This is a genomic window from Shinella sp. WSD5-1 (assembly GCF_963942435.1).
Classification (GTDB): Bacteria; Pseudomonadota; Alphaproteobacteria; order Rhizobiales; family Rhizobiaceae; genus Shinella; species Shinella yambaruensis.
The window spans coordinates 359,991-377,094 of the sequence record NZ_OZ012596.1 but is presented as its reverse complement, the minus strand read 5'-3'; the positions used below and the strand labels follow the sequence as shown (position 1 = coordinate 377,094).

The 17,104-nt window shown below is 66.5% G+C and carries 14 protein-coding genes; 4 read left to right on the top strand and 10 right to left on the bottom strand.

Features of this window, described 5'->3' with window-relative positions; translation table 11 throughout:
- Positions 1-149 precede the first annotated feature (149 nt).
- From AABQ55_RS01770 to AABQ55_RS01750, 5 genes are all read right to left on the bottom strand, one after another.
- Complete coding sequence (locus AABQ55_RS01770) at positions 150-1,010, bottom strand: RNA polymerase factor sigma-32 (RefSeq protein ID WP_244769187.1); 861 nt, start codon at positions 1,008-1,010, stop codon at positions 150-152.
- Between the two features lie 263 nt (positions 1,011-1,273).
- The gene (locus AABQ55_RS01765) at positions 1,274-1,843 is read right to left on the bottom strand and encodes a CarD family transcriptional regulator (protein WP_119257839.1); all 570 of its coding nucleotides are present in this window, start codon (positions 1,841-1,843) and stop codon (positions 1,274-1,276) included.
- A 369-nt stretch (positions 1,844-2,212) separates the two neighbouring features.
- The gene (gene fdxA / locus AABQ55_RS01760) at positions 2,213-2,551 is read right to left on the bottom strand and encodes a ferredoxin FdxA (protein ID WP_425314253.1); all 339 of its coding nucleotides are present in this window, start codon (positions 2,549-2,551) and stop codon (positions 2,213-2,215) included.
- A gap of 192 nt (positions 2,552-2,743) precedes the next feature.
- Positions 2,744-3,163, bottom strand: coding sequence for an RNA-binding S4 domain-containing protein (locus tag AABQ55_RS01755; protein ID WP_272807049.1), 420 nt, complete (start codon positions 3,161-3,163; stop codon positions 2,744-2,746).
- A 4-nt stretch (positions 3,164-3,167) separates the two neighbouring features.
- Positions 3,168-6,236, bottom strand: a complete 3,069-nt coding sequence (locus AABQ55_RS01750) for a helicase-related protein (protein WP_272807048.1) — start codon at positions 6,234-6,236, stop codon at positions 3,168-3,170.
- Positions 6,237-6,617: 381 nt separating this feature from the next.
- Here AABQ55_RS01750 and AABQ55_RS01745 point away from each other — a divergent pair, with 381 nt between their 5' ends.
- On the top strand, positions 6,618-7,256 hold the full coding sequence (locus AABQ55_RS01745) for a glutathione S-transferase family protein (protein WP_244769190.1): 639 nt from the start codon (positions 6,618-6,620) through the stop codon (positions 7,254-7,256).
- 32 nt (positions 7,257-7,288) lie between these two features.
- On the opposite strand, the gene thpR is transcribed toward AABQ55_RS01745, so the two are convergent.
- Positions 7,289-7,870, bottom strand: a complete 582-nt coding sequence (gene thpR, locus AABQ55_RS01740) for an RNA 2',3'-cyclic phosphodiesterase (RefSeq protein WP_272807047.1) — start codon at positions 7,868-7,870, stop codon at positions 7,289-7,291.
- Positions 7,871-7,952: 82 nt separating this feature from the next.
- Positions 7,953-8,597, bottom strand: a complete 645-nt coding sequence (locus AABQ55_RS01735; RefSeq protein WP_244769192.1) for an arylesterase — start codon at positions 8,595-8,597, stop codon at positions 7,953-7,955.
- Between the two features lie 59 nt (positions 8,598-8,656).
- On the opposite strand from AABQ55_RS01735, the gene AABQ55_RS01730 reads away from it, so the two are divergent.
- The 3 genes from AABQ55_RS01730 (at position 8,657) to AABQ55_RS01720 (ending at position 12,848) form a co-directional block, all read left to right on the top strand.
- Positions 8,657-9,373, top strand: a complete 717-nt coding sequence (locus tag AABQ55_RS01730; RefSeq protein ID WP_272807046.1) for an ABC transporter ATP-binding protein — start codon at positions 8,657-8,659, stop codon at positions 9,371-9,373.
- A complete protein-coding gene (locus tag AABQ55_RS01725; protein ID WP_272807045.1) occupies positions 9,370-11,922 on the top strand; it encodes an ABC transporter permease in 2,553 nt (850 codons plus the stop codon). Before AABQ55_RS01730 ends, AABQ55_RS01725 begins: the two co-directional genes overlap by 4 nt.
- A 182-nt stretch (positions 11,923-12,104) precedes the next feature.
- Positions 12,105-12,848, top strand: coding sequence for a Bax inhibitor-1/YccA family protein (locus tag AABQ55_RS01720; protein ID WP_244769195.1), 744 nt, complete (start codon positions 12,105-12,107; stop codon positions 12,846-12,848).
- Between the two features lie 248 nt (positions 12,849-13,096).
- Here AABQ55_RS01720 and AABQ55_RS01715 read toward each other — a convergent pair whose 3' ends face one another.
- The 3 genes from AABQ55_RS01715 to thiP all read right to left on the bottom strand — a co-directional run bounded on the left by AABQ55_RS01715 (position 13,097) and on the right by thiP (position 17,103).
- On the bottom strand, positions 13,097-14,575 hold the full coding sequence (locus AABQ55_RS01715) for a M48 family metalloprotease (RefSeq protein WP_272807044.1): 1,479 nt from the start codon (positions 14,573-14,575) through the stop codon (positions 13,097-13,099).
- Between the two features lie 190 nt (positions 14,576-14,765).
- Positions 14,766-15,485 carry a thiamine ABC transporter ATP-binding protein gene (thiQ, locus tag AABQ55_RS01710; protein ID WP_272807043.1) on the bottom strand — a complete coding sequence of 240 codons (720 nt, stop codon included), beginning with the start codon at positions 15,483-15,485 and terminating at the stop codon, positions 14,766-14,768.
- Positions 15,478-17,103 carry a thiamine/thiamine pyrophosphate ABC transporter permease gene (gene thiP, locus AABQ55_RS01705; RefSeq protein ID WP_272807042.1) on the bottom strand — a complete coding sequence of 542 codons (1,626 nt, stop codon included), beginning with the start codon at positions 17,101-17,103 and terminating at the stop codon, positions 15,478-15,480. Before thiP ends, thiQ begins: the two co-directional genes overlap by 8 nt.
- Position 17,104 lies beyond the last annotated feature (1 nt).

Genomic DNA, 17,104 nt, shown 5'->3' with positions numbered 1-17,104 from the left:
TCCAAACATGCACGATTGCGTAGCAATGCGCATGAATCGGCAGGAACGTCAATGAACGGTGATGATCACGTTTGATTGCCGGGCGAAACGGCGCGATCTTGCAGCGTGGGTCCCGTGGCCGTCCCGGGACCCTGAGATCAGCCTTGCCGTCAGGCGTAGGCGAAATCCGTGGTCTTGCTGACCAGCACGGCGCGCAGCTTCTCCAGCGCGCGATTCTCGATCTGGCGTACACGCTCCTTGGAAATGCCGAGCACGGCGCCGAGTTCCTCGAGCGTCGCGCCGTTTTCCGCCAGCCGCCGGGCACGGATGATCTTCATCTCGCGTTCGTTGAGCTGGCCGAGCGCGGCATGCAGCCAGTGATGGCGGCGTTCGCCGTCGATGCTGCCTTCCGCCTGTTCGTCGGGAAGGGGGGCGTCGCTGGTGAGAAAGTCGAGCCGGTTCGAGCCCTCGCCCTCGGCGGAGGAGATCGGCGCCTGGAGCGAGACATCGGAGGAGGAAAGACGGGCATCCATGGTGCGCACGTCGGCGGTGCTGACGCCGAGTGCTGCGGCGATCTCCTGATGCATCGCCTCGGCGGTCAGATGGATGTCGCCGCGGGCAAGCCGGGCGCGCAGGCGCCTGAGGTTGAAGAAGAGCGCCTTCTGCGCCGAACTGGTGCCGCCGCGCACGATCGACCAGTTGCGCAGCACGTAGTCCTGGATCGAGGCGCGGATCCACCAGCTGGCATAGGTGGAAAAGCGCACCTGCCGTTCCGGCTCGAAACGGGCGGCGGCTTCCAAGAGGCCGATATAGCCCTCCTGCACGAGATCACCGAGCGGAAGGCCGAAGTTCCTGAACTTTCCGGCCATCGAGACCACCAGCCGCATATGGGCCATGGCGATGCGGTTGCGGGCTTCCTGGTCCTTGTTGTTCTTCCAGGCCTGGGCCAGCGCCTGCTCCTCGTCCCGTTCGAGATAGGGCGCGGACATTGCGAGCTTGATCATGCGGCGGTCTGCGGTCGTCGTAGCCATGGCGGGTCTCTCCACGTAAACCGAACCGGCGCAAGCAGGCCCATTCCTGCTCCTGACCTTGCGCCCTGCTTGACGATGACGTTTCGGAAAGACCAACGGATCACTCGAAAACGGTTTTCGAGAAAATAAAGTGACCAAGCCACCCCGCCGGCCGCCCGAAGCCGGATCGTCCTCGATCGCCAAACGGCCTGCCGCCGGAAAAGTTCCAATAAAAAACCCGGCTGTTGCCAGCCGGGCTTTAAAATCGGAAGCGCTGCCCTAGATCAGGCAGCTTCGTCCTGCGAGTCGTCCTCTTCGATCGCCTTGCCGCGCTTGGGGCCCTTGGCAAGGTTCGTCTCGACGAGGCGGACGGCCTCGGTTTCCGACATCTTGTTGACGGCGGCGATTTCCCGGGCCATGCGGTCGAGCGCGGCTTCGTAGAGCTGGCGCTCGGAATAGGACTGTTCCGGCTGGTTTTCCGCACGGTAGAGGTCGCGGACCACTTCGGCGATCGAGATCAGGTCGCCCGAATTGATCTTGGCATCATATTCCTGCGCGCGGCGCGACCACATGGTACGCTTCACGCGGGCCTTGCCCTGGACAACCTTCAGCGCGCGGTCGACGAAATCGGTCTCCGACAGTTTGCGCATGCCGATCGAAACGGCCTTGGCAACCGGCACCTTGAGACGCATCTTGTCCTTTTCGAAATCGATGACAAAAAGCTCAAGCTTCATGCCGGCGACTTCCTGCTCCTCGATGGCGACGATCTGGCCGACGCCGTGAGCGGGATAGACGATCGATTCACCGGTCTTGAAGCCCTGGCGCGTGGAAGATTTCTTCTGCTGGGTCGTCATTCTGTTCAAATACTCCCTGTTACGCTCCCGGCATGGCCGGGTGGGTCCGGGGACCCGGGAAAGACGGGGGGCACCGTTGCGGTGTCACCACTCTGGTCCGTCCGCCATGCGCAAAAAGGTCCACTGCGACGCGTTCACATTTGAGCAACCGGGGCTGCCTATGGGAGGTGAGCGGCGTTGAGGGATCGTTTGCTTTCGTGGTGGTGTTCGGGCACGCAAAATGCCGCGATGTGGATCAGTATCGGGACCCTACCACAAAAAAGTGCCGAAATCAATAATTTGCTTCGCATGGGTCATCAAGCCTGTCCCATCGCCTTTTGGCGGGAGCAGGTCTTTTTCCCCAGCTTCGGTTGCCGCCCTGTGCGGCGATCAATCACCCTGGCCCGGATTGGGAGAGAAGTACTTCTCGTACTTGCCTTCCTCGCCGTCCATTTCCTTCGCTTCCGGCATCGCGTCCCGCTTGACCGTGATGTTCGGCCAGACCGATGCGAATTCCGCATTGATCTGCAGCCACTTGTCGAGGCCCGGCTCGGTATCCGGCTTGATCGCCTCGGCGGGACATTCCGGTTCGCAGACACCGCAATCGATGCATTCGTCGGGGTGGATGACGAGGAAATTCTCCCCCTCGTAGAAACAGTCGACGGGGCACACTTCCACACAGTCCGTGTACTTGCAGCGAATGCAGTTGTCGGTCACGACATACGTCATGAGGAACTCCAGAAACGTCATAAGGCGGGCGCGGACGAGGCCGTCCGTCACCACAGAACCCGTTACGCGACCGGCTTGCCGGACAGGAGAGGCCGCGCGCATCGAGGGCCGTCCGGTGGCTGAGGTAAAGGCTTTGCGGGCGGTTTGCAAGCGTAATACATGCGCTGCCGGGCGCATGCGAGGTATAGAATTCTAATCCTCGTCGTCGCCGGGAAAACCATGCAGGCGGTCGGTTTCGCGGCGTTCCCGCTTGGTGGGCCGGCCGGCGCCGCGCTCGCGTGTCGCCTGCTCGAAGAGCGAGCGCTCCTCGCGCGGCGGCGGGGGCGGCGTCATGTCGCTGTAGAGAAGGCGGGCTTCCTCGTAGGGCCCGCGGCGTTCGCCGGCCTGCAGCACCTTCACCACCATGTCGTGCCGGTCGAGCGAGAGCACCACGACATCGCCGGGGCGCACCATATGCGATGGCTGGCGGATGTTCTGGCCGTTGACGCTGACATCGCCCGCTTCCACGGATTTCGCCGCCAGCGAGCGCGACTTGCGCAGCCGCGCGAAGAACAGCCATTTGTCGATGCGCTGCCGCGCCTGACCTGCCGGCTGTTCCTCGTCGCGTGCCATCGGCTTACTTCTTCAGCTGCTCCTTGAGCGCCGCGAGCTTGGCGAAGGGCGAATCCGGGTCGATCGGCTTTTCCTTGCGGGGCGGCCGGGCCTCGAATTTCGCCTGCTGCGGCTTGCCGCCGCGATCGTTGCGATCGGGGCGATGCTCATTGCGATCGGGGCGATTGCCGCCCTGCGGCTTTCCGTCGCGGCCCTTGGCCTGGTCCGGACGGCCGCGGCCGCCGTCGCGCCGCTCGCCGCGCTCCCCGGCCGGCTGGCCACGATGGCGCTCGCCGCCACGACGCGCCCCCTGGCCCTGGCGATCGCCCTGCCGTTCCCCGCCGTGGCGGTGGCCCTGGCGCTGGTTGTCATGGCGCGAGCCCGGACGCCAGAGCAGCACCGGCTTGGCTTCGGCCGGCTCGCCTTCGGCGGCGGCTTCCGCCGCTGCCGGTGCTTCCGCGGTTTCGGCGGCCTCAGTGGCCTCGGTGGCCGGGGCTTCGGCCGGGGCGGCCGATGCCTCTGCGGCGACCGCCGGGGCCTCGCTTTCGCCCTCCGCCGCATCGGCGTCGTGTTCGTCGGACACTTCCGTATTTGCTTCGGCGGGCGCTGCGGCGGCGGCATCGGCCGGAGCCGGGGTCGCGGCGGCAAGATGGGCGGCGACCTCCTCGGCCTTCACGCTGTCGGCACGGTAGCCGAGACCCTTGAGGATCTCTTCCATGTCGTCCGGCGTCGCGCCGAGGATGGAGAGCATGGCGGTCGTCGCCATGAAGCGGCGGCCGTCATAGGCGCCCTCGGGGCGCGGCGTGCCCGGCTTCCACTGCAGCAGCGGGCGGATGAGGTCGGCGAGGCGCTCCAGGATGTCGATGCGCACGGCCCGCTTGCCGAGGAAGCGGAAGCCGGCGAGCTTGTAGAAGGCGCGCTCGAAGCTCGGGTCGGTGACGACCGAGGTGCGGCCGGCGGCGAGCACCGGGATGAGGTCGCCGTAGCCCGGCTTGTCGAGGCCATCGTTCTTCAGCGCCCAGAGCAGGGTGATGAGCTCGGCCGGGGCTGGCTTCAGGAGCGCGGGCATGAAGATGTGGTAGGCGCCGAAGCGGATGCCGTGCTTGCGGATCGAGGCGCGGGCTTCCTGGTCGAGCGACTTCACGTCCTCCGCCACGTCGCGGCGGAAGAGCACGCCGAGGTTCTCGACGAGCTGGAAGGCGAGGCCCTTGGCGAGACCCTGCAGGTCTTCCGCGCGCGAAAGGTCGTCGAGCGGCTTCAGCACGGTCGCGATGTGATGGTTCACGAAGCGCTCGATACGGGCGGCGACGTGGTCGCGCGCATTGCCGGTCAGCTGCTCGTCGGAGAGCAGGATGACGCGCGGGCGCATGACGTGGTCGCTCGCCGTCAGGCGCGCGACGGGATCGCCGAGCCAGCGCACGGTGCCGTCGGAGCCGAGCGCGAGGTCGCCGTTGCCGGCGGCATGCAGGCGTGCGGCCCGGGCTTCGAACTCCAGCGCAAGCGCCTTCTGCGCAGCCGCCTGCACGGCCTTCGCATCGGGACCTTCCGTTCCGGAGGCCAGCGTAAACCGGAAACCGGCCAACTGCCCGACATGATGTCCCTCTACGAAGACATCGCCATTCACACTGATTTCAGCTTCCAGCATCGCATTCTCTCTCAGGCGCTTCATGAGCACAGATGTCCTGCGATCAACAAAGCGTTTCGTCAACCGTTCATGTAGCGCATCGGACAATCGGTCTTCGATTTCCCGCGTCTTTTCCTGCCAGTGTGTCGGATCGGCAAGCCATCCGGGCCGATTCGACACATAGGTCCATGTCCTTATCTGTGCGATTCGTGCCGAAAGCGTGTCGATCTCGCCATCGGTTCGATCGGCGCGGCGCACCTGGTCGGCCATGAAGTCTTCGTTAACCGCGCCGCGCTTTATGAGGTCCGCATAGAGCGTCGAGATGAGGTCGGCGTGCTGCGCGGGGGCGATGCGGCGGTAGTCGGGAAGCGCGCAGGCCTCCCAGAGCTTCTCGACGCGCTCCGGCGTCGTCGCGAGATCGCGGACGTCGGGGTAGCGCGACAGATGCTCCAGCGCCTGCTGGTCGACGGCCGGCAGCGCCCGTGTCAGCCCGCTTATCGGCGGCGGCGCGTCGAGCGAATGGCGCAGCGCCGAGAGGGAGGAATAGTCGAACCGGGTGGTGCGCCACTGCAGCACGCGCACGGGGTCGAACTGGTGCGTCTCGATGCGCTTGACCAGCTCGTCGTCGAACGGATCGACGCGGCCCGTCACGCCGAAGGTGCCGTCGCGCAGGTGCCGGCCGGCGCGGCCGGCGATCTGGGCGAGCTCGGCGGGGTTGAGGTTGCGGAACTGGTAGCCGTCGAACTTGCGGTCCTGGGCGAAGGCGACATGGTCGACGTCGAGGTTGAGGCCCATGCCGATCGCATCGGTCGCGACGAGATATTCGACGTCGCCCTCCTGGTAGAGCGCGACCTGTGCATTGCGGGTGCGGGGTGAAAGCGCGCCGAGCACCACCGCCGCCCCGCCGCGCTGGCGGCGGATCAGTTCGGCGATCGCATAGACCTCGTCGGCGGAGAAGGCGACGATGGCCGTGCGCTGCGGCAGGCGGGTGATCTTCTTCGAGCCGGAATAGAAGAGCTGCGACAGCCGCGGGCGCTCGACGACCGCGATGCCGGGCAGCAGCTGTTCCAGGATCGGCTTCATCGTCGCCGCGCCGAGCAGCAGCGTCTCGTCGCGGCCGCGCAGATGCAGCACCCGGTCGGTAAAAATGTGGCCGCGTTCCAGATCGCCGGCCAGCTGCATCTCGTCGATCGCGACGAAGGAGGCGCGCGTCTCGCGCGGCATCGCCTCCACCGTGCAGACCGAATAGCGCGCCATGTGCGGCGTGATCTTCTCCTCGCCGGTGACGAGTGCCACATTGTGCGGGCCGACCTTGTCGACGAGGCGCGTATAGACCTCGCGCGCCAAGAGGCGCAGAGGCAGGCCGATCACGCCCGTCTCATGTGCCACCATGCGCTCGATTGCGTAGTGGGTCTTGCCCGTATTGGTCGGGCCGAGCACCGCGGTGACCCCGCGGCCGCTCAAGATCATGGGTGCTTGCGACAAGTCACGCCCCGGCAGGTTTCAATTTCCGCCGGACGCATCCGGCAGGCAACAGATGCCCATCGGGAGGCCCGATGGCAAGGGGCAAGACGAAGGACGCGGCTTTTCTCCAGGGTCGGACGGTACCCGGAACAGTCTGCGAACGAATCGGAGACGAATCACTGACTCGGGCGGATTCAGGGTTTGTTCACCACAAGGGATTGACGGGATTCGGGCGGGTCGACACGAAATGCTGAATCGCGCCAGGGACTAAGCACGGGGGAGCTTGCAGCATTCGGGCCTTTCGAACGCCACGGTTTCTTTTCGCGCCGATGTCGGCCCGTCCCTCGCCCGGGCGTCTTTCGGGGTATGCAAATGGAGGCAAGCCGAATGAAGATCTATTTCAGCCGCAACCCCAATCCCCGCGTGGCGGTCGCAGCCGCGCGCTTTTTGAAGGCAGACGTCGAATTCGCGTTCGCAGCGCCGCTGGCGGCGGGTCAGGCGGAGCGCTACAGGCCGCTGAACCCGAACCTGTTGCTGCCAATTCTCGAGCTTCCCGGCCGGACGCTCTGGGAAAGCGACGCCATCGTCTGCTGGCTCTCCCGAAACGCCCGTTCGAATTTCTGGCGCACCGACGATGACGAGCCGGACATGATCCGCTGGATCAGCTGGGCGAAGGAAAATTTCGTCAAGGCATGCGACATCGTGCAATGGGAACGCGGGACAAAGCCGCGCTACGGCATCGGCGCCTGCGACGAGCAGATGGTCGCGGAAGGACTTCGGCAGTTTCACAAGGCCGCGCGCATCCTGGAAAGCGAACTGTCAAACCGCGCGTGGCTCGTTGGCGACACCGTCTCGTTCGCGGATTTCCGGATGGCGACCTTCCTACCCTACAACGACGTCGCCCGGCTGCCGCTTGACGAATATCCGGCAATACAGGATTGGAACGAGCGGCTTGAACGGATCGATGCGTGGCGCGAGCCCTTCGCGGGACTGACCGCACCTGACCTGCCGCCGTTGCCCAGCTGAAATGACGTACCCGCAGCTGTCTGTCCGTTCTGTCAAACCGGATGGTCGTGCAAGTCCGCGCCGTCCCAGCCGCCGCCGGCCTCGTAGAGCGGGAAAACCTCTTCCGTAAGGTACGGCCCCCCGCCGACCGATTCCTTCGAGGACATCAGCACGAAGCGGTTCACCGTGAAGGGGGCGGTGTGGAAATTGCCGCGGCCGGAAAGGTAGTGGGCGACGTCCTCGGTGCGGGCGTTGCGCAGGCGGGCGAGCGTGACGTGGGGCGTGAACTTTCGCGGATCGGCGGGAAGGCCGAGGCGCTGGCAGATGCGCTCGATTTCGCCCTGGAGGGCGTACATTTCCGGCGCCTGCGTCACGCCGGCGAAGACGGAATGCGGCTTCTTCGAGCCGAAGGAGCCCATGCCCGACAGGGCCAGCTGGAATTCCGGGCGCTCGATGCGGTCGAGCTTGTCGACCACCTCGTCGGCAGTGCGGCCGTCGATATCGCCGATGAAACGCAAGGTAATGTGGAAGTTCTCGACATCGATCCAGCGGGCTCCGGGAAGTCCGCCTCTCAGCAAGGAGAGGCTCATGGCAGCATTGCGCGGCACTTCGAGGGCGACGAAAAGTCTCGGCATGGCGACTTCTCCCTGCTGGAATGTACTGTCAGCGAATCACGCAATGGATTTTTGCGCAACCCTTATTTCGCACCCGCGAAAACTACTCCTTCGCCGGTATCGATTTGATGAACGCTTCGGCGGCCGGAAGGATCGTCGCGACCATCACGTCCACCCCCTCGGAATTCGGATGCATGCCATCCTCCAATTGCAGGTTCGCCTTGGTGACGACCCCGTCGAGGAAGAACGGATAGAGCGCGACGCCGTGCTTTTCCGCCATGCGCTGGTAGATGCCGTTGAAGCGCTCGCCGTAGTCGGGGCCCATGTTCGGCGGGGCCAGCATGCCGGCAAGCAGCACCGCGATGCCGCGCTCCTTGAGGCGTGTCAGCATGGCGTCGAGGTTCTTCTCCGTCTGTTCCGGCGGAATGCCGCGCAGCGCGTCGTTGGCGCCGAGTTCCAGAATCACGCCCTGCGTGCCCTCGGGGATCGACCAGTCGAGCCGGGCAAGACCGCCGGAGCTCGTGTCGCCGGAAACGCCGGCATTGGCGATCTCGACCTCGTAGCCCTTTTCGCGCAACGCCTTCTCCAGCTTCACCGGAAAGGCGTCCGTCGCGGGCAGCTGGTAGCCGGCCATCAGGCTGTCGCCGAAGCCGACGAGCTTCACGGGCTCCGCCCGGGCGGCATTCACGGATAACAAAGCTGTGATTGCAAGTGAGGCGAAAAATCCAAGCGCCGCTTTAAACGACATGTCGCTGATCCTAGATTGCTGGCATTCCAGTTGCTTCAAGACATATAGGGCAGAATTCCTTGGCCAAAACCATCATCGATCTCAAAAAAGCCGATCTCACCCTCGGCCGGGCGGCCGCCTCCGTTCATGTGCTGAAGGGGATCGACCTTTCGATCGAGGGGGGTGAATCGGTCGGCATCGTCGGCCCGTCCGGCTCCGGCAAGTCGACGCTCCTGATGGTGCTCGCCGGGCTCGAACGGCTGGACAGCGGCGAGATCCATATCGACAGCGCGGGCCTGCACGGCATGACCGAGGACCAGGTGGCCGATTTCCGCGGCCGCAATATCGGCATCGTCTTCCAGTCCTTCCACCTCATTCCCAACATGACGGCACTGGAAAACGTCGCGGTGCCGCTGGAGCTCGCCAATGTGCGGGACGCCTTCGAGATCGCCCGGCGGGAGTTGACGGCGGTCGGCCTCGGCGAGCGCCTGTCGCATTATCCCGGCCAGCTTTCGGGCGGCGAACAGCAGCGCGTGGCGATCGCCCGGGCGCTCGCGCCCTCGCCGAAACTGCTGATCGCCGACGAGCCGACCGGCAACCTCGACACCGAGACCGGCCGGCAGATCGCCGATCTTCTCTTCGCAAAGCAGGCCGAGCGCGGCATGACGCTGGTGCTGGTGACGCATGATCCCTCGCTCGCCGCCCGGTGCAGCCGGCAGGTCGCCATGCGCTCCGGCGAGATCGTTTCCGGCGCGGCGCCGATCAAGGCGACGCTGGCCGAGGCGGTGCCCGCATGAGGATCGGCACGGTCCTGAGACAGTTTCCTCTGGCACTTCGCCTGGCGCTGCGCGAAATGCGCGGGGGCCTCAAGGGGTTCTACATCTTCCTCGCCTGCATCGCGCTCGGAACGGCGGCGATCGCGGGCGTCAACTCGGTGTCGAGCGCCATCACCCAGGCGATCGCCTCGCAGGGGCAGACCCTGCTTGCCGGCGACGTGCGCTTCGAATTCAACAACCGCTTCGCGACCCCGGAAGAGCTGGAGCATTTTAAGGGGTTGGGCGACGTTTCCCTCTCCTCCAGCCTGCGCTCCATGGCGCGCCTGCCCGACGGGTCCGACCAGACGCTGGTCGAGGCGAAAGGCGTCGACGGCGCCTATCCGCTCTACGGCACGCTGGAGACCAGCCCGCAGCAGCCGTCCTCCGCGCTCTTCGCCAAGGAGGGCGAGAGCTACGGCGCGGTCGTCGCGCCGCTGCTGCTCGACCGTCTCGGCATTGCCGTCGGCGACGAGATCCTGCTCGGCACCGCCCGGCTGAAGGTGACGGCGACGCTGGTGCGCGAGCCGGACGCCGTTTCGGAAGGGTTCGGCTTCGCGCCGCGGCTGATGATCTCGGAGGAGGCCATGCAGGCGAGTGGGCTCGTGCAGACCGGCAGCCTCGTGGAGAACGCCTATCGCATCCGGCTCGCCGATGCCGGCATGGCGCTGTCGAAGGTGCGGGCGGACGCCACGAAAGCCTTCCCGCAGGCCGGCTGGTCGATCCGTACCTCCAACAGCGCGGCGCCTTCGCTGACCAACAACATCACGCGCTTCTCGCAGTTCCTGACGCTGGTCGGCCTGACGGCGCTGATCGTCGGCGGCGTCGGCGTTGCCAATGCGGTGCGCGCCTATCTCGATTCCAAGCGCTCCGTCATCGCCACCTTCAAGTGCCTCGGCGCGCCGGCTTCGCTGGTGGCGTTGGTCTATCTTGTGCAGATCGCGCTGATCGCCGCGGTCGGCATCCTGATCGGCCTCGTGGCGGGCGCGCTGATGCCCGTGGTGGCGATGGGCTTCCTCGACGGCGTGCTGCCGGTGCCGGCGGAGGCGACGATCTATCCCCCGGCCCTGTTGCTTGCCGCGGTCTTCGGCCTCCTGACGGCGCTGGCCTTCGCCATCATGCCGCTCGGCCATGCCCGCGAGGTGCCGGCGACGGCGCTCTTCCGCGAGCAGGGTTTCGAGGCCGGCCGCCTGCCGAGCTGGCCCTATGTCGCGGGCGCGGCGCTGCTTCTTGCGGCGCTGGCCGGGCTTGCCATTGCCACGGCCTATGACCGCTACATCGCCGTCGTCTTCCTCGGGGCGATCGCCTTCGCCTTCGTCGTTCTGCGCGTCGTCGCCATGCTGATCACCGCGGTCGCGAAACGCAGCCCGCGCGTAAATTCGCCCGCCTTGCGGCTGGCGGTCGGCAATATCCACCGGCCGGGCGCGCTTACCGCGTCCGTCGTGCTGTCGCTCGGCCTCGGCCTTGCGCTTCTCGTCACGCTGACGCTGATCGACGGCAATCTGCGCCGGGAACTGACCGGCAACCTGCCGGAGCGCGCGCCGAACTTCTTCTTCGTCGATATCCAGGGCAGCGAGCTCGACGGGTTCCGCACCGTGCTGCAGGCGAACATGCCCGACGGCAAGATCATCGAGGTGCCCATGCTGCGCGGCCGCGTCATGGAGCTGAACGGCGTCGAGGTCTCGAAGGTCAAGGTGCCGCCGGAGGGGCAATGGGTGCTGCGCGGTGACCGCGGCATCACCTATGCCAAGCGCACGCCGGAAAACTCCACGCTTGCCGAGGGCGAATGGTGGCCGGAGGATTATTCCGGCGAGCCGCTCGTCTCCTTCGCCGCCGAGGAGGGCCGCGAGCTCGGCCTCAAGATCGGCGACAGCGTGACGGTCAACGTGCTCGGCCGCAACATCACGGCGCGCATCGCGAACTTCCGCAATGTCGAATGGGAATCGCTGTCGATCAACTTCGTCATGGTCTTCTCGCCGAACACCTTTGCCGGCGCGCCGCATGCGTGGCTGGCGACGGTGATCGACCCGCAGGCGACGGCCGGGCAGGAGGCGGCGACCTTGAAGGCCGTCACCAATGCCTTCCCGACGATCACCAGCGTGCGCGTCAAGGATGCGCTCGACGTGGTCAACGAGCTGGTCGGCCAGCTCGCCACCGCCATCCGGGCGGCGGCGGCCGTCGCGCTCATCGCCTCGATCCTCGTGCTCGCCGGGGCGCTCGCCGCCGGCAACCGGGCGCGCGTGCACGATGCGGTGGTCCTCAAGACGCTGGGTGCGACGCGCGCCACGCTGATCCGCGCCTTCAGCTACGAATATCTGATGCTCGGGCTGGCGACGGCGGTCTTCGCGCTCTTCGCCGGCGGGGTGGCGGCCTGGTTCGTTGTGAGCCGCATCATGACGCTGCCGTCGAGCTTCCTGCCGGACGTGGCCGTCATGACGGTCGTCACGGCGCTCGTCATGACCGTCGGCATCGGCCTTGCCGGGACCTGGCGCATCCTGGGGCAGAAGGCCGCGCCCGTGCTGCGCGAGCTCTGACATCGGCAGGATCCGGGCTCCCGCAGGGCGCGCGGGTCTTGTACGAGACACAATTCATGCGCATATTGAGTGCAGGCAAGCTGGAGCCCCGCAGCGGCTGCCCGGATCCCTTGCGCCGGACCCTCGGCGAATAAACGGGAACCCGACACCGTCACCACGAGGGGGCTTTACGAGAGGAAAACATGGCTGATCTCCGCAACTACCAGACCCGAACGGCCAATGCCGGCGCTCAGGCCGGTGCCGTCATCGACGAGGGCCTGCGCGCCTATATGCTCCGGGTCTACAACCTGATGGCCCTGGGTCTCGCGATCACCGGTGTCGTGGCGTATTTCGCCTCGCAGGCTGCCTTTGCCGGTGGCCAGCTCACGAGCTTCGGTTACGCGATCTATGTGAGCCCGCTGAAGTGGGTCGTGATGCTCGCCCCGCTGGCGCTGGTCTTCTTCCTGAGCTTCCGTATCCATACGATGAGCGTTTCGGCCGCGCAGACGACCTTCTGGGTCTATGCCGGCCTGATGGGCCTGTCGCTGTCGTCGATCTTCCTGATCTATACCGGCGCCAGCATCGCGCAGACCTTCTTCGTCTCCGCCGCCGCCTTCGGCGCGCTGTCGCTGTTCGGCTACACGACGAAGCGGGACCTGTCCGCGATCGGCTCGTTCCTGATCATGGGCCTGTTCGGCCTGATCATCGCCTCGCTCGTCAACCTGTTCCTGCAGTCCTCGGCGCTCGACTTCGCGATCTCCGCGATCGGCGTTCTGGTCTTCGCAGGCCTGACGGCCTGGGACACGCAGAAGATCAAGGAAATGTATTTTGAAGCCGATGACGTCGCCGTGGCCGGCCGCAAGGCCATCATGGGCGCGCTGACGCTCTACCTCGACTTCATCAACCTCTTCCTGTTCCTGCTGCGCTTCCTCGGCAACCGCGAGTAACGCCAAGCCGGATGGACGGTTGAATGAAAGAACCCCGCCTGATACGGCGGGGTCTCACTTCGAAGAGAGACAGTCCGCCAAACCTCTCCTCCGTCATGGTCGGGCTTGACCCGACCATCCACGATCCGGGGTACGCCGTTGGATCCTCGGCTCAAGGCCGAAGATGACGTCGGGGGGGGGGTGAGGCGAGGTTCGTCAACAAACAGAAACCCCGCCGTTTCCGGCGGGGTTTCTGTTTGGCAAGATGCCTATTCGCTGATGATCTTGAACTTTTCGCCCGGGCGGACGGTGCTTGCCGCCGTCATCGCGTTGATCAGGCGGAAGAGGTCGAGCTTGCGGTCCGTGCCCATCATCCGCCCGGCGAGTGAGGCGACGGTGTCGCCTGCCCGCGCCGTGACGACGCGCACGCGCAGCGGCTTCAGCGAGGCGACTTCAGGCGGCGTCAGCTTGCGGAACGAGGCCCTGAGGATCGCCGCGGTCGGCTCCAGCGCCTTCGAGCCCACCGGCACCGCGGTCAGGAAGCGGTAGATCTGGTTGTCGATGCGCACGACCGTGACGTCGAATTCCCAGCGGTCGGCCGCCGCCTTGGCCGTCGCCGCCTCCAGCCCGTTGATCGTGATGGGCTGGATCGTCTCCGGCCGAAGGCCGGTCACCCAGCCGCTCGAAATATAGTTGACGAGGTTCTGCTTGCGGCTGTCGGCGACGCCGTCGAAGCGGATCGCGACATCCCCGGGACCCGTCGCCAGCACCGCATCGGCCTTGTTGTCGATCTGGAAGCCGGCCGGCACGTCGAAGCGGATGCCGAGCTTGCCGTGCAGGAAGGTCTGGCCGCGCACATAGCCCTCTTCCGGCGCATCGCCGTAGAGCAGGCCGTCGATGCCGGCGAGGTAATAGTCGCGGCCGCGGTCGCCGATCGAGCCTTCCGCGCCGAAGGCCCGGGCATGCAGGCGCGCCAGCTCCACGCGCTGCGGCGCGTTCGGGTGGCTCGACAGGAAGTCGAGGCTCTGGTCGGAATCGGGATCGACCGCGGTGAAGCGGGCATAGGCCGCCATGGAATCGAGGAAGCGCGCGGCGGCATAGGGGTCGTAGCCCGCTTCGCCAAGCATGCGCACGCCGATGACGTCCGCCTGGAGTTCCTGGTTGCGCGAGAAGGCGGCAAGGCGCAGCTTTCCGCGCGCCAAGGCCTGCTTGCCGGCGATGTTGCTGGAAAGCACCTCGGCCACGACGCGGCTGGCGATGACCTCGGCCTCTTCCTTCTTCTGGCGCTCGATGCCGTGATTGGCGGTGACATGCGCCATTTCGTGCGAGAGCACGGCGGCGACCTCCGAGGCGTCGTTGGCGAGCGCCAGCAGGCCGCGGGTAACGTAGAGATAGCCGCCCGGCAGCGCGAAGGCGTTGATCGCGGGAGAATTCAGGATGGTGATGCGGTAGGACTGGTTCGGGTTTTCCGAAACGAGCGTCAGCGCGCCGGCAATGCGGGCGACGAGCCGCTCGGTCTTGGCGTCCTTGTATTCGCCGCCGTAGCTTGCGACGATGCGCGGGTGCTCGCGGGCGCCCATCTGGGCGCGCGGGTCGTTCTTCTGCACCTCTTCGACGATCTGCGGATTGGATGAGGGCGAGATCGTCGGCTCATAGGTCTGCTCGATGATCGACTGGCAGCCTGACAGCAGCGTGCCGGCAAGCATCAACGCCGCAAGGGGCCTCAAAACCCCGCGTCCGCATACCATTGCAGCTTCCTGCGTTGCTCTCGCCATATCTCTTGCCCACAGCCCGAACCGGGTCCTCGAATGGATGAGATAGACGCACCATACCTGGCCGGCAACTCCCGATTCGACAAACGCTTCCCTTGTGGCTCCGGTGACACAGGGGGGCGTCCAAATTGTGGCGTGCCGCCGGGATGCCCTGCCGGCCGTGCTGCTAAAGCGCGGAATGACCGAGGAATTTTGCAACGGCCGGCGGTTCGCGCCGCGAGAGGAAATCGCCGGCGGGCTCGTCGAGAAGGATCGCGCCCGCCTCCAGGAACATCACCCGGTCGGCCAGCCGGCGGATGTCCTCCGGCTGATGCGTGATGAAGAGCATCGTGCTCTTCGTTTCGTCGCGCAGTTCCGCCAGAAGTTTCGCCATCTCCGCCCGCATGGCCGGATCGAGCGCGGCGAAGGGCTCATCGAGCAGCAGGATTGGCCGGCGCCGCACGAGGGCGCGGGCGAGCGCCACGCGCTGCCGCTCGCCGCCGGAGAGCGAGCCCGGCAGGCGCCGCTCGTAGCCGCCGAGGCCGACGCGCGCGAGCGCCGTGAACACGCGCTGGCGCGCCGGCGCGTCCAGCCGCAGCGCGGGATCGATGCCGAGGCCGACATTGTCGGCGATCGTCAGATGCGCAAAGAGGTTGTTGTCCTGGAAGATGATCGAGACCGGCCGTTCCGCGGGGTCCCGCCCTGCCATGTCTTCGCCGAGCAGCCGGACATCGCCCGAAGCCGGCGCCTGGAAGCCGGCGATCACGTTGAACAGTGTCGATTTTCCCGCGCCCGAGGGGCCTGCCACGGCGACTGCTGCGCCGGCGGGAATGGCGCAGTCGAAGGAAAGCCGCTTCTCCTCGAAGCGCACGGTGACGTCGGCGAGGCGGATGGCAAGGTCAGGCATCGGCGCTTTGTCTTTCGGTCGGGCGCTCCGCCGTGGTCGAGGGCAGCGTCAGGAGAAGGCATATCACGCCGAGCAGCAGCGCGATGCCGGCGGCGTCCGCCGTGCGATAGCTCGCCATGCGGGAGAAAAGCAGCCAGGGCAGGGTGACGAAGCCTTCCGCGCCGAAAATGGCGACGGCGCCGAGATCGCCGAGCGACAGCGCCATGGCGAAGGCGAAGGCCGTGAGCAGCGGCTTCTTCAGGGCCGGCAGGTCGATCCATCGCAGGCGATGCAATCCGGTGACGCCGAGGCTGAGCGCGAGCCGCGCGGTGCGCGCAAGATGGGTGCGATAGGCCGGCTCCAGCACGCGCACGACGAAGGGCAGCGCCATCAGCGCGTTGAGGACGGTGATGACGGCGGGGGCGAAGCGCCCGGTCTCGCCGAAAGTCCTCAGCACGAGGAACCAGCCCGTGGCGACGACGACCGGCGGCACGAGCAGAATGAGCGAACCGACTGCCGGCAGCGCGCGGCCCATCAGCCGCGTCGCGATGCCCGCCTCGCCCGTTTCGGCAAGTCGCGGCACGAGCACGATGGGCAGCGCGATCGCGAGGCTGAGGCAGGCCGAGGCGAAGGAAATGGCGAGGCTGGTGAGGAGCGCCCGGTGCAGCAGCGGATCGAGCGCCAGCCGGACGAGATCGGCGGAAAGGCCCGAGACGAGGGTGGCGGCGAGCGGGGCGGCGGTGAAGAGGGTGAAGAGAAGGATGACGAGGCCGTCGGGGAGGCGGCGCCCGCGGCCGTCGAAGCGGCGGATGGCGCGGCCCGCCGTCATGCCTTCCTCAGGCGGGCGGCCGAACAGCGAGATCAGCCAGAGCAGGCTTGCCGTGACGAGGATCTGCAGGAAGGCGAGCAGCACGGCGCGCTCGGGGTCGAAATCGAAGCGCAGCGCCTGGTAGATCGCCACTTCGATCGTGGTCGCCGCCGGTCCGCCGCCGAGCGTCAGAACGATGGTGAAGCTCGTCGCGCAGAGCATGAAGACGAGGCCGGCGATGCCCGGCAGGATCCGCCGGATCACCGGCCATTCGATGAGCCGGAACACCGCACCGCCGCCCATGCCGAGATTGGCGGAGGTCAGCCAGTATTCCGCCGGAATGCGGTCGAGGGCCGCCAGCAGGAAGCGCGCGGCGAGCGGCAAGTTGAAGAAGACGTGGGCGATCAGGATGCCGGCAAGCCCGTAGACGCTGACCGGGCTCTGCAGCCCGGCAAGCCCGAGCAGGTCGTTGACGACGCCCTGCCGGCCCCAGATCTCGATGACGCCGAGCGCGGCGACCAGCGCCGGCAGGCCGAGCGGCACGACGGACAGCCGGATGATCCAGACGCGGCCCGGAAAATCCCGCTGCCGGGCGAGCGCCCGGGCGATAGGAATGGCGAGGAGGACGGACAGCAGCGTGGAGAGCGTCGCCTGCAGCAGCGTGAACCGCGCGACGCGCCCGGTATAGGCATCGAGGAGCGGCGCACCGGCGCCGGGGCCGGCATGGGCGAGAAGCACGGCCGTCGCCGCACCGACGAAGGCGAGCACGGTGCCGAGGGCGAGGCCCCCGGCGACACGCAGCGTTCGTCGCTCAGTGCGGGCGAAGATCACG

What these genes read in the sequence shown, in the direction of transcription:
- thiQ (WP_272807043.1), bottom strand. Translation starts at nt 15,485, where the DNA reads ATGCCTGACCTTGCCATCCGCCTCGCCGACGTCACCGTGCGCTTCGAG.
- AABQ55_RS01720 (WP_244769195.1), top strand. Translation starts at nt 12,105, where the DNA reads ATGGCTGATCTCCGCAACTACCAGACCCGAACGGCCAATGCCGGCGCT.
- AABQ55_RS01750 (WP_272807048.1), bottom strand. Translation starts at nt 6,236, where the DNA reads ATGATCTTGAGCGGCCGCGGGGTCACCGCGGTGCTCGGCCCGACCAAT.
- AABQ55_RS01715 (WP_272807044.1), bottom strand. Translation starts at nt 14,575, where the DNA reads ATGGTATGCGGACGCGGGGTTTTGAGGCCCCTTGCGGCGTTGATGCTT.
- AABQ55_RS01745 (WP_244769190.1), top strand. Translation starts at nt 6,618, where the DNA reads ATGAAGATCTATTTCAGCCGCAACCCCAATCCCCGCGTGGCGGTCGCA.
- fdxA (WP_425314253.1), bottom strand. Translation starts at nt 2,551, where the DNA reads ATGACGTATGTCGTGACCGACAACTGCATTCGCTGCAAGTACACGGAC.
- AABQ55_RS01755 (WP_272807049.1), bottom strand. Translation starts at nt 3,163, where the DNA reads ATGGCACGCGACGAGGAACAGCCGGCAGGTCAGGCGCGGCAGCGCATC.
- thpR (WP_272807047.1), bottom strand. Translation starts at nt 7,870, where the DNA reads ATGCCGAGACTTTTCGTCGCCCTCGAAGTGCCGCGCAATGCTGCCATG.
- AABQ55_RS01770 (WP_244769187.1), bottom strand. Translation starts at nt 1,010, where the DNA reads ATGGCTACGACGACCGCAGACCGCCGCATGATCAAGCTCGCAATGTCC.
- AABQ55_RS01735 (WP_244769192.1), bottom strand. Translation starts at nt 8,597, where the DNA reads ATGTCGTTTAAAGCGGCGCTTGGATTTTTCGCCTCACTTGCAATCACA.
- AABQ55_RS01765 (WP_119257839.1), bottom strand. Translation starts at nt 1,843, where the DNA reads ATGACGACCCAGCAGAAGAAATCTTCCACGCGCCAGGGCTTCAAGACC.
- AABQ55_RS01725 (WP_272807045.1), top strand. Translation starts at nt 9,370, where the DNA reads ATGAGGATCGGCACGGTCCTGAGACAGTTTCCTCTGGCACTTCGCCTG.